Origin of the sequence: Desulfobulbus alkaliphilus, assembly GCF_016918545.1 — a bacterium.
Taxonomy (GTDB): Bacteria; Desulfobacterota; Desulfobulbia; order Desulfobulbales; family Desulfobulbaceae; genus Desulfobulbus; species Desulfobulbus alkaliphilus.
The window spans coordinates 1-11,244 of the sequence record NZ_JAFFQC010000055.1; the positions used below are offsets into that span (position 1 = coordinate 1).

An 11,244-nucleotide genomic window follows, 5' to 3' on the forward strand; every position below is an offset into this window, starting at 1 on the left:
CCCCTATTATCAGCAGAGCCTTCCGGTCGCCCCCCCGCCGCCCCCGGCCTCGTTTTTCGGCCTCGATGTCCAGGACAGCCAATTCTGGAAGGGGGTCCTTCTCGGTGCCGCCGTCACCCTGCTGGTGACCAATGAATCGGTGCAGAAGGGAGTGATGAAGGGCATTGCCAATATCACCGCCGCCACCCAATGCGGTATCGAGGAAATGAAGGAAAAGTTCGAAGACGCTAAAGCCGAGGCCCAGGCCGAGGCAGCCGAATAATCCTTCTCTGCCGGGCGGTGACGCCACTCGCCGCCCGGCTCCGTCTCCCTGCCCATGCGCTTTTTCATCAGACATCGCCGGCCCTACCGCACCCGCATCCTCTTTCCCCGCCTCAGAGGGCGGGACGAGCACTGCGCCCGGGTCCAGGCCTCTCTGGCCGCGCTCCCCGGGGTCAGCGCGGTCCAGGTCAGATCCGCAAGCGGCGCCGTCATTCTCGAGCACCCGGCCCAGGCGATCCCTGTCCGGGATATCATCACCCGTACGGTCGCGGCCCTGGCCTCGTCCGCAACCGCGGAGCCAGACAACCGGTGCCCCCTGCCCGCCGCGCGCGCCGGGACCTGGAAACCGGAGAAACGGGGCCCGCGCCAGTCCCATGTCCCGGGCCCCATCCTCCTGCTCAGCGGGTTGTATCTGCTCTACCTCTCCTTCAAACGGCTGATGGCAGCCGTCGGCACGGCCACGGTTGCCCCCGCCCCGCTGCTTTCTCTCCCGACCCTGGTCACCCTCGGCCTGTCCCTGCCCATCCAGCGCCAGGCCCTGGATAATCTGCGCCGCAGCGGCCGACCGGACATGGGACTGATCTCCACCGGACTGCTCTACCTGTCGCTCTTCACCGGCAACGTGCTGACTGCCTTCACGGTGTTCTGGCTGTTCAACCTGTCGAGCTGGATCGAAGACCGCATCCGCATCCGGACCCGGCAGGCGGTGCGGGCCATGCTCTCCGGCTCCCGCACCAGCGCCTGGCTGGTTCGGGACGGGATGGAGATCGAGGTCCATGCCGACAGCCTGGTGCCCGGTGACCTCATCGCCCTGCGCCGCGGTTCGACCGTCCCCGCCGACGGCGTCGTGGTCGCCGGCGCCGCCCTGATCGATGAAGCGGCCCTCACCGGCGAGGACGTGCCGGTGCTCCGCGAAGCCGATCACCCCGTCCTTGCCGGCACGGTGGTCACCGGCGGCGACATCCGCGTCCGGGTGGAACAGGCCGGCGAGGCCACCCGCCTGGCCGCCATCATCCGCCTCATTGAGGCCGCGGAAAACGATCCCGGTGCGCTGGAACAGGCCGGTCTCCGTTTTTCCCGGGCCATGGTGCCCCTGTCCCTCGGTCTTGCCGGGGCCGCCTTCCTGCTGACCGGCGACCTGTTGCGGGCCATGGCCGTGCTGATCATCACCTGTCCCTGCGCGCCCCGGCTTGCCACCTCGGTGGCGGTGACCACAGCCATGGGACAGGCCGCTTCCCGAGGCATTCTCGTCAAGGGCGGCCTGTATATCGAGACCGCCGGCCAGGTCGATATTCTGGTGCTGGACAAGACCGGCACCCTCACCGACCGGAGCGCCGAAGTGACCGCTGTCCGCCTTTTCGACCACCGCCTGCGCCCGGAAACCGTGCTGCAGCTGGCGGCCAGCGCCCTGCACGCCTGGCCCCACCCCTTGAGTCGAGCCGTTACCGCCCGGGCGGTGATGACCGAGGTGCCCCTGCTTGCCCGCCGACAATCCGAGCTGGTCGTCGGTCGCGGCGTCCGGGCCGTTATCGATGACCGGATTGTTCTTGCCGGCAGCGCCCGTTTCATGGCGGACAACAACATCACCACCCTGGAGGCCGACAGCCCTCATCAGGGGCAGCCGGCGCCATCCGCCGGCTGTATCTTTGTCGCCCGGGACGGCCGCCTCCTTGGTGTGATCGACACCATCGCCCATATCCGGGGTGATCTGGCCCGCGACTTTCAGCGCTGCCGGGAGCTGGGGGTCCGCCGCATTGTCCTGCTCACCGGTGATCATCAGACCGCGGCCCAAGACATGGCCCGGCGCTTTTCCTTTGACGAGGTCCGCTGGCAGCAGTCCCCGGAAGACAAGGCCGCCTGGATCAGTGCCTGGAAACAGGCCCACCCCGGGGATACGGTGGCCATGGTCGGAGACGGCATCAACGATACCCCGGCCCTGGCCGCCGCTGACCTCGGATTTGCCGTGGGCGAGGGCGGCGCCGATGTCACGGTGGAATATGCCGACATCGTGCTCCGCCGGGGCGGGGTCGATCGGGTGGCGGACACCCTGGCCCTGGGTCGAACCACCCTGCAATCCATCCGTGAAAGCTACGCCCTGGCCATCGGCGGCAATGCCGTTGTCCTCCTGGCCACCACTTTAGGCCTGCTAGCCCCGGTCAGCGGCGCCCTGGCCCATAACCTGATCACCATCGGGGTCGTGGGCCGGGCAGCGGTACGCCGTACGGTCCTGCCGGCGCGAAGGTTCGCGCCATGTCCTGAATCATTACCATTTGCCTGATCTTTTTGGCGGGCCTGAAAAATCCGTTGACAGGGCCATTAGGTTCAGCTAATATAAGATTAAATTAGAAGAGACTAATTATATTAATTGTTTCAAAATGGCTGGCAAGGCCACCCCCCTTTGCCAGCACCAGGGAGAAGATCATGTATATCCGGGATTATCTTCTGATCGGGGCGGCCCTGGCCGTTACAATTTGGTACCTGTACCGCCGGATCGTGGTTACCCGCGGCTGCGGTTGCAGTGCTTCCACCTGCTCCGCGGTCCCGCCGGAACCGGGCACACCAAAAACCGGAGATTCCGGGGAGTGTGCCGGTTGCGCCGCCACTCGGGAGTGGAACTGACCTTTTATATTTCACTACGCGCGAGCAGACCATGAACGTCGTCGAAGCCCACAATCTCAGCCATCACGCCAATGGCCTCGCCATTTATCGCGATCTTAACTTCACGGTCCCCGGCGGCACCATCTGCGGCCTGCGGGAGACAAGAAGGAGGCAGCGGACGCCCCTGCTGGTGGATATCCTCACGGGAGCCCTCAGTCCAAGCAGCGGCAATTGCCTGATATTCGGTCAGGACTGCCGCACCCTGTCCGCGGACCTCAAAAACCGGATCGCCAGGCTGCAACGGGGATATAAAACCTACGAGGTGATGACCATCCGGCAGACCGAGGTCTTTTTCCGGGGCTGCTACCATAATTGGCAGCCGGCGGTGTTTTACGATCTGGTCGACCGCCTGAGGGTCTCCCGGAAATGCAAGGTGAGCAATCTCAATGAAAGCCAACGCCTGCTGGTTGCCCTGGCGGTGCTCCTGGCCAGGGATCCAGACCTGCTCATCCTTGATGACTGCACCCCCGCTTCCTGCTGCCGCTGCCTGTTTCTGGAGACCCTGCGCCGATTCGCGGTCCGCGACGACAAGACCATTCTCATTGCCGGTCATGCCTGCCCCGTGCTCGAGCCGCTGCTGGACACCCTGATCGTCCTTGACCATGATGACGGCAAGCCCGTTTTGGCCCTGAACAACTGATCCCGGCGCCCTGTGCGGCTGGCAATCATCTTTCCACCGACTCGATCTCTTCATTATGCCCAGACGAAAGAAACTCAGCGCCAGCATGGAAGATTACCTGGAGGCCATCTACCTGATCAGCAGAGAACAGGGACATGCACGGAACAAGGAAATCATCCATCGCCTGGGGGTCTCCGGCCCCTCGGTCACCGAAGCCCTGCAGACCCTCTCCGACCGCGGCCTGGTCAACTATGTCCCCTATGAGTCGGTCACCCTCACCCCTCAGGGCGAGGCCATCGCGGCAGATGTCTATCACCGCCACCAGACCCTGCGGGATTTTTTCGTTGAGGTGCTCTGCCTGGACGAACAGCTCGCCGACGAAGGCGCCTGCAAGATCGAACATGTGATCTCCATGGAGTTCATCGAACGGATCGTCAGGTACACGCGATACATCAAAAAGCTTGAGGGAGAGCGCGACCAGGGGGCCAACCACTGCAGCTTCGAGGAATATCTTGAAAAAAAGAAGACCAGCGCCCCGCCGTCCGGTTGCTGATTCCCGCGACTGCCCCCGCCCCCTCACCACCGGCCGGCCCGAGTTGATCACCTCGGCGTCCCCATGGCCGGTGCATGGGGATCTCCAGCGGCAAACAGCCGCGGCGAACCCGGAGGAGCGCCAGGCCTTGGAAGCCTCCCCCCTGCTGCACCCCCTTTCCCGGCAACAGCGCGGCGAACTCATCACCCTGGGTTCCCGGCGGGTCTGGAGTCGGGGCCAAACCCTCTATAAGGATGGCGACCCGGTGGAAGGGTTTTATTTTCTCTGCAGCGGCAAGGTCCGGGAGTTTTACAGTGACGGCTCCGGGATCGAATTTCTTCGCCGGCTGGTGCTGCCCGGACATTTCATCGCCCTGCACAATATGTTCAATCGGGATAGGCGCCATACCAATAACTGCAAAACCCTGACCGCCGCCACCGCCTGGACCTGGCCGATCAGCCCCTTCATCGAATTCCTCCACCACCACCCCTCCCTGGGGATGGCGGTGGCCGCGGCCCTGTCCCAATCCTATGAACAGATCTGCCGCCGCCATTGCCTGTGCCGCAAACCCGTGGCTCGCTGCCGGGTGGCGGGCTATCTGCTCAGCCAGATCTGCCTGGACTGCGCCCATCCATGCGCCGACACCGAGGCGAACCACGAGCATTGCCTTGATCTCAGTCCGCTTGGCCACGCCGCCGAGGAAATCCATCTGGCCCGGGAGACCTTTACCCGCGCCCTCATGTCCCTGCAGGAACAAGGCATACTCACCTGCAACCGGGGCAAAATCACCATCCACAATGTCATGGCCCTGAAGAACATCTGCGCCATCGACTGAAAAATCAGGCAACTGAACTCTTGCCATCATTATGCACCAAGGAGTCAATCATGATTGGCCGTTTCACCAGACTTGGCATGTACGAGGATCTGCTTAAAAGCGGAGATTTCATCAAGGTAAGCTGCGGAGCGCTGCTGGCGCTGGTCGGTTTCCTGGGCGGACGGTTGCGGGGTCGGACCAAATTAACTATTTAAAATAACAAGATAAACATGCCAAATAACCCCTCAAAAACAGGTTATGGGCCTCTTTTTGAGGGTCAAATCAGCGCATAGAGCAATAGGGGGGACAATGGCAAGGGCCAATCGGCATTTTATTCCAGGTGGGGTATGGCACATTACCCATCGTTGTCACAAAAAGGATTTCTTGCTCAAGTTCGCTCAAGACCGGACCCGTTTTGTGGCGTGGGTTCGAGAGGCACGAAAACGGTTCGGGCTACAGGTTCTGAACTATACAGTGACCTCCAACCACGTACATCTGCTGGTGAAGGACAGCGGCGACGCCAACAGTATCCCTGCGGCTATCCAACTTATCGCCGGGCGCACGGGGCAGGAATACAATCATCGTAAACGTCGCAAGGGCGCTTTTTGGGAGGACCGCTATCATGCTACTGCTATTGAATCCGGGGAACACCTTCGGCGATGCCTTGTCTATATCGACCTGAACATGGTGCGAGCTGGCGTAGTGAAACATCCGAAAGAATGGGTCCATGGAGGCTATCACGAGATACAGGGGCAGCGCCGACGCAATACGATTCTGGCGCTTGATGTCCTCGCCGAGGCTGTGGAGGTGGAAAGCCAGGAAGAGTTGGCAGGAGCTCATCGCGAATGGATCGAAGAGGCGGTACGTTCTGAACGATGCCAACGGGAGGAATTCTGGTCAAAGAGCGTCGCTGTTGGCAGTGAGGAATTCGTTATCAGGACACAGCAGATGCTTGGCATACGCGGGAGAGGTCGTGACGTGGTCTCTGTTGGTGATTCATTTTTGCTCCGCGAACCCCACGAAAGCTATGGAGTCAATTTCACCCCCGAAAATCGGCCCATAGCCCTTGAAAATACCCATTATTGGGATGATTACCCTTAAGTATCGGCGGGTTGACTTGGTCCGACCCCGTTGTATGTCCTCCCGCTCAAAACGACAGCATCCGCTGGGCGGTCACCTTGGCGGCGATGGTCCGCCGCACCTCGGGGGACAGGTCCAGGGTGCCGGTTTCGCAATGGGGCTGCCAGCTCCAGGCCTGCTGGACCACCTGTTCATGGGCTTGCCGCAACAGGGCAAAGGATTGGGCCACCTCGGGGTAGTGGTTTGATTCCCGGAAGGGCAGACGGATGTACCCGGTCCGGCGGCCGTCGCGGAAAAAGGGCGCGGTCAGCCAGTGATATTCCTCGGGTTGCCAGCCCGTTGCCCGCTCATGGCATTCGGGCAGGCAGTAGGGCTCGTTGGGGGCCTCGATCCAGGGAATCAGGCTGCGGATATTGACCGCCTCCACCGCCAGCCGGCGCTCATACTCTTCCAGCTCCATGGTATAGGCCAGGCCGGGACGGAAATTGCCCCGTTTTTTTTCAATTCTCCAATGAATTTTCATGGGTGTTACTCCTAATCCATGCTTTATTTCTTAAACCTTGAATCCGTGACGGCTTGACTTTGTTTTGGGTATATCTTGCTGTAATCAAATTATAATTGAATCGAACCCCTTGATAATAACCTTCACCAGCCACCCTTCGGGGCACCGCTCGCGGATCCAGGTTAACACATACGCCCATGCTGATGCGCACCGTGCAGACCTTGCCGGCGGAGGTCGACAACAGGGGCGGCAGTCAGGGCAGCGGGGAAGCGGCGGCCGATTCCGGGAGGCGGACCACCTCGCCAAAGGGCGGTCTGCTGTCCTTGTCCCCCACCCGCACCCACAGCACCGGATAGGGCGGGGCTGATTCGGGAAACAGCTCACACTCCAGGTCGGTGAGATAGAGCAGGCAGTCGGGCCCGTGGCCCATGCTCCCGACCCGCGCGAACACCGGCCGGTAATCGGTGCCGCCGCCCCCGCCCAGCCGCGGCAGAATCGGCGGATCGTGGCGCTGGAACAGCTCCTGGCGGCAGATGCGCATATCGCAGTAGAGCAGATGCACCGTGGCCGGACACTGCTCGAGAATGGCGCCGACCTCACTGGTAAAACGCCGCAGCTCGGCATCGCGGATGCTGCCCGAGGTGTCCACGGCGATGACGATCTCGCCCAGCTCGTGGTTGTTGAGCGAGGGCAGATAGAGATTATGCCCCAGGTAGCGCTTGTTGGGCCGCAGCCAGGAGTAATCGGAGCGGGCCGAGCGCATGATGAAGCGGCGAAGGAGTTCCCGCCAGCAAAGCCGGGGGCTGGTCATCTCCGCCACCAGCCGTTCCAGCCCGGCGGGCAGCCGCCCGGCGGCCCGGGCATTGAGGGCCGCCTGGACCAGGGCCTGTTCCCAGTCGGTTTCCGTCCCATCGGGCTCCCCGGGGCTTTGTTCGCCGGGATCATCGCGGACCTCGCCGGCCATGCCCGGATCCGAGGGACCGTCTTCCTCCTCGCTTTCCTCGCCCTGCCTGCCGCCCTCGCCGTCTCCGTCCCGATGCGCCTCCTCCCGCGACCGGGGTTCGTCCTCCGGCCGGTCCACGGTCTCGGCGCCGGGTTCGCTTTCCTCCTCCCCCGCCTCCGCCCGCAGCAGGGCATAGACCGATTCCGCTGTCTCCCCCCGGTACCGGTCCAGGTAAAGATGGCCGTCGGGCAGGGTCAGCCCGGCATCGAGCAGGATCCAGTTGATCACATAATCGCAGGCCCGGTTCCAGGCCCGGGCTTCACGCCCCTGCCGCCGGCGGTGATGGCCGCAGGCCGGATGCATCACCAGATGCGCGGTCAGGCCTTCGAGTTTTTCCGTGGGCAGCATGGAGACGTAATGGGGATTGTAGGCCAGCACCCGACCGTCGGTCCAGGCGGTCTCGCAGCTCAGATCTTCCCGCATCCGCAGGCGCAGGGCCAGGGAAGCGAAAAAGGGGTGCTTGAGGACCAGCCCGGCCCGGGCCCGCTGCATCTGTTTATACGCTTCGCTCGTGCCGTTCATGGTCTTTCTCCCGGCAGGTGCGGGGTTGGCTGGCGCTCATCGGTCGTTGGCAGGGGATCAGACGAGCACATCGGCATGCCGGGCGGCCCATTGGGCGAAATCATCACTGTGGGCGATGGCCTGACAATGGCGCACCGCTTCCCGCACCAGCAGGACGCTGAACTCGTCGGGCAGCCGGCTGGCAAAACAGAACAGCGGCGCGGCGGTCTCCGGCGCGGCCGCCCGCCCGGCCATCTCGCAAAGGGCAAAGAGCACCGCCGGATCAGTGGGAATCTCCAGGGACTCCGCCCCGGCCAGGATGTCCTCCATGGTCGGCAGTTGCCGGCGGAGGGTGAGAAAACCCCGCAGTTCCGTGGCCGCCGCCGCGCCGATGGTGCCGGCGAGCAGTTCGTCCAGCGCCTCCGAGGCCGCGTTACCGGTGAGCAGCCGCGAGACCATTTCCCAGGAGCGGGGCGAGGGAAAGGCGTTAGCGCCGCGCTCGGGATCGAAATCATGGAGCAGGGCCGGACAGAAGCGGAGAAAGGCGAGAATCTCGCCGGCGATATTGTTGCGTGCCGCCCATTGCAGCCAGGCCTCCAGGTCCACGGTGAAATCGATATGGACAAAGCGGTTGGCCAGGGCCGAGGGCATGCGGTGGGCCACGGACCGGTCGGTTTCCCGGTTGCCGGCGGCGATCACGGTCCAGCCCTCGGGCAGTTCATACTCGCCGATTTTCCGGTCCAGCACCAGTTGATAGCAGGAGGCCTGCACCAGGGGCGGGGCGGCGTTCAATTCGTCAAGAAAGAGAATGCCCCGACCACTGCGGGGAAAAAAATCCGGCGGGCACCATTGGGCGGTCCCGTTGTCACTGATCCGCGGCAACCCGCGCAGATCCACGGGGTCAAGGAGAATGGCCCGGATATCCACCAGTTCCAGCCCCTTGCGGTCCGCGGTCTGGCTGACGATCTGGCTTTTGCCCACCCCCGGCGGCCCCCAGAGGAACACGGGCTGGCGAAGGTTGATAAGCAGTTCAAGGGCCTGGGGTATCAGGGCTGCGTTCATGGCGTGGTATCCATTGGTTGCGTTGACTGTACAGGTTGACGGGATGTGAAACGGCGCCAATATTAGTCAATTCTAATTTTTATGTCAATTTCTAATTTAGTTCAGAGATCCTATTGGTCACTTGGAACAGTTCCGGGGGCAAGCCCTTTATTGATCAGCGGCAGCATTTCCCGCGGGTTGTCGGTAATCACCAGGTCGTTGAGGCTGCGCAGGTGGTCCATTGTTTTGAAGATATCCTCCCAGCCGCGCTCGCTTTTGATCGCCAGCAGATGGAGGGATGCCCAACGGAGCAGATCGGGGTCGCGGAGCTGTTCGGCTATGGCCAACAGGGCAAAGCCGGCTTCCGGATCGCTGGGAAAGGCCCGGGCATAGCCTTGCCAGTACCGGCGCGCCCGGGGGTACTCGCCCAGGCGCCGGTAGGCCTCGCCCATGATCTTGTACACCGGGGCCGGATCCTGATAATGGAGCACGGTCCGGGCGGCGGCAAGGGATCTGGCATACTCCCCCTGGCGGAGGTGAATCAGACTGAGCATGGTCAGCGCGTTGATGTAGTTCGGCGCGATCTCCAGGGTTTCCCTGACGGATTGGAGCGCGGCGTCAACTTCGTGCCGGGCCAGCAGCACGGTGACGATACCGATCCTGGCATAGAGCAGGCTCGGGTTGATCTCCAAGGCTCGTCTGAAATAATCGTGGGCCACATCGATGTTCCCCAGGTGCAGATGATGGATCCCAAGATTACCCAAGGGCACGGCCCGCAGACTTCGCCGGTGAAACCTGTCGATCTCAAGAGCTATTTCATAGGCCTGCATGGCCTCCGCGTGCAAGCCCCTGGTTTCCAGTCCCTTTCCCAGATTGACATACACCCGGCTCAGCTCCGGCGCCTTGTTGATGTTATCTGCCCAGAAGCGCAACGGATCGGAGAACAGGGCGTTGCGCTGCAGCACCGCATGGCCGTGGACTACGACCAGCATGATCACCGCACAACTCGTCAGGGCCTTGATGCGATGTTTGAAGCGCTCATCCCATGCCAGGGCGGTGATGCCCAGGGCGGCCAGCAGGTAGAGGGTCATGGACGGCAGGTAGTTGCGGTGCTCATAGATCAGCTCCAGGGGGATGAAAGTGCTTTCCACGGCGTGATTGACCAGGAAAAAGAGCAGCGAAAAAGAGATCAGTGGCCGCCGTCGAGCCAGATACAGACCCAGTCCCAGCCACCCGAACCAGAAGCCGATGGCCGGCAGGGTTGTCCAGGGCCGCCACAGGGAGGTGGAGAGCTGAATATCATGGATCAGGGCAAAGCGTTCCGGGATCGGGTAGAGCATCTGGCTCAGGTACAAAAGCAGGATCCGCGGCTGGGTGAGCAGCCGCTCCAACAGGGTGAACTCGCGATCGCCGTAGCCCCCGCCCCTGAGGAGACTGACGGGGTCGGCCAGCACAAAGGCCAGGCCGATGAACAGCCCCGCGGGGATCAGCGCCAGACGCAGGTGGCGGCGCAGGTTGTCCCTGCTCACCCCCTGGATGAGCAGCAGCTCGTAGAGATAGAGGACCACCGGCAGCATGACCGCGTTCTCCTTGCTCCCCAGGGCACACAGCCAGGAAAGCAGGCACAGCCCGAACCATCCCGCCCGGCGATACGTCCCCGCGGTGGTCCGGCCAAGGACATAACAGAGCATGGCCAGGACGAAAAACAGCGCCGCCATGGAGGTCATGCGCTGGACGATATAGGTGACCGCGGTGACCTGGATCGGACTGGTGGCCCAGAGCAGCACGGCCAGGAAGGCCACCGACCTGTCCCGCTCCGCGTCCCCTCCCCCCAGCAGGGGCAGCCGCAGGGTGCGCAGGAACAGGGCGTACAGGGCAAAAGCGGTCAGCACATGGATCAGCAGGTTGACCAAGTGGTATCCAAAGACCTCCAGCCCGTGCAGATAATGGTTGAGGCCGAAGGAGAGATACGCCAGGGGACGGTTGAGTTGGTTGCGGATGCCGTACAAGGTCCCGGTGACGCTCTGGTAGTCAAGGCTTTCCAGATGCACCAGACGATTTTCGACGATGTTTGGCCCGTCATCAAAGAGAAAGACGCCGGTGAAACTGTTGCCATAGATCCCCAGCAACAGGAGGGCCAGCACAGCCAGCAAGGGGCCGTGGCCGACCTGGCCGAGACGTGCCGGCAGTCCGGCCAGGCGCTGGATCAGGCCGGGGGGGGAGCTGTCTCTTA

12 protein-coding genes are annotated in these 11,244 nt (G+C 62.7%); 8 read left to right on the plus strand and 4 right to left on the minus strand.

Annotated features, from left to right (window positions below):
- From JWG43_RS16670 to JWG43_RS16705, 8 genes are all read left to right on the plus strand, one after another.
- The coding region (locus tag JWG43_RS16670; protein WP_205244082.1) for a hypothetical protein at positions 1-262 on the plus strand (262 nt) is incomplete at its 5' end.
- Between the two features lie 54 nt (positions 263-316).
- Complete coding sequence (locus JWG43_RS16675) at positions 317-2,539, plus strand: heavy metal translocating P-type ATPase (RefSeq protein WP_205244083.1); 2,223 nt, start codon at positions 317-319, stop codon at positions 2,537-2,539.
- Between the two features lie 143 nt (positions 2,540-2,682).
- Positions 2,683-2,880, plus strand: a complete 198-nt coding sequence (locus JWG43_RS16680) for a hypothetical protein (protein ID WP_205244084.1) — start codon at positions 2,683-2,685, stop codon at positions 2,878-2,880.
- A gap of 31 nt (positions 2,881-2,911) precedes the next feature.
- The gene (locus JWG43_RS16685) at positions 2,912-3,559 is read left to right on the plus strand and encodes an ATP-binding cassette domain-containing protein (RefSeq protein ID WP_205244085.1); all 648 of its coding nucleotides are present in this window, start codon (positions 2,912-2,914) and stop codon (positions 3,557-3,559) included.
- Between the two features lie 55 nt (positions 3,560-3,614).
- Entirely contained in the window at positions 3,615-4,091 is a 477-nt protein-coding gene (locus JWG43_RS16690; protein WP_205244086.1) for a metal-dependent transcriptional regulator, read from the plus strand.
- Positions 4,051-4,905: a Crp/Fnr family transcriptional regulator gene (locus JWG43_RS16695; protein ID WP_205244087.1), complete on the plus strand. Its 855-nt coding sequence runs from the start codon at positions 4,051-4,053 to the stop codon at positions 4,903-4,905. Before JWG43_RS16690 ends, JWG43_RS16695 begins: the two co-directional genes overlap by 41 nt.
- 50 nt (positions 4,906-4,955) lie before the next feature.
- Positions 4,956-5,099 (plus strand): hypothetical protein, encoded by a 144-nt coding sequence (locus tag JWG43_RS16700; protein ID WP_205244088.1) that lies wholly within the window; start codon positions 4,956-4,958, stop codon positions 5,097-5,099.
- 94 nt (positions 5,100-5,193) lie between these two features.
- The gene (locus JWG43_RS16705) at positions 5,194-5,985 is read left to right on the plus strand and encodes a transposase (RefSeq protein ID WP_205244089.1); all 792 of its coding nucleotides are present in this window, start codon (positions 5,194-5,196) and stop codon (positions 5,983-5,985) included.
- 46 nt (positions 5,986-6,031) lie between these two features.
- Here JWG43_RS16705 and JWG43_RS16710 read toward each other — a convergent pair whose 3' ends face one another.
- The 4 genes from JWG43_RS16710 to JWG43_RS16725 all read right to left on the minus strand — a co-directional run.
- The gene (locus tag JWG43_RS16710; protein ID WP_205244090.1) at positions 6,032-6,487 is read right to left on the minus strand and encodes a hypothetical protein; all 456 of its coding nucleotides are present in this window, start codon (positions 6,485-6,487) and stop codon (positions 6,032-6,034) included.
- Positions 6,488-6,719: 232 nt separating this feature from the next.
- Entirely contained in the window at positions 6,720-7,991 is a 1,272-nt protein-coding gene (locus JWG43_RS16715; protein WP_205244091.1) for a vWA domain-containing protein, read from the minus strand.
- Between the two features lie 57 nt (positions 7,992-8,048).
- On the minus strand, positions 8,049-9,032 hold the full coding sequence (locus JWG43_RS16720; protein ID WP_205244092.1) for an AAA family ATPase: 984 nt from the start codon (positions 9,030-9,032) through the stop codon (positions 8,049-8,051).
- Between the two features lie 110 nt (positions 9,033-9,142).
- Positions 9,143-11,244: tetratricopeptide repeat protein (locus JWG43_RS16725; RefSeq protein WP_205244093.1), on the minus strand; the 2,102-nt coding region annotated here is incomplete at its 5' end.

Coding starts and splice junctions, on each gene's coding strand:
- JWG43_RS16675 (WP_205244083.1), top strand. CDS start 317: ATGCGCTTTTTCATCAGACATCGCCGGCCCTACCGCACCCGCATCCTC.
- JWG43_RS16680 (WP_205244084.1), top strand. CDS start 2,683: ATGTATATCCGGGATTATCTTCTGATCGGGGCGGCCCTGGCCGTTACA.
- JWG43_RS16685 (WP_205244085.1), top strand. CDS start 2,912: ATGAACGTCGTCGAAGCCCACAATCTCAGCCATCACGCCAATGGCCTC.
- JWG43_RS16690 (WP_205244086.1), top strand. CDS start 3,615: ATGCCCAGACGAAAGAAACTCAGCGCCAGCATGGAAGATTACCTGGAG.
- JWG43_RS16700 (WP_205244088.1), top strand. CDS start 4,956: ATGATTGGCCGTTTCACCAGACTTGGCATGTACGAGGATCTGCTTAAA.
- JWG43_RS16705 (WP_205244089.1), top strand. CDS start 5,194: ATGGCAAGGGCCAATCGGCATTTTATTCCAGGTGGGGTATGGCACATT.
- JWG43_RS16710 (WP_205244090.1), bottom strand. CDS start 6,487: ATGAAAATTCATTGGAGAATTGAAAAAAAACGGGGCAATTTCCGTCCC.
- JWG43_RS16715 (WP_205244091.1), bottom strand. CDS start 7,991: ATGAACGGCACGAGCGAAGCGTATAAACAGATGCAGCGGGCCCGGGCC.
- JWG43_RS16720 (WP_205244092.1), bottom strand. CDS start 9,032: ATGAACGCAGCCCTGATACCCCAGGCCCTTGAACTGCTTATCAACCTT.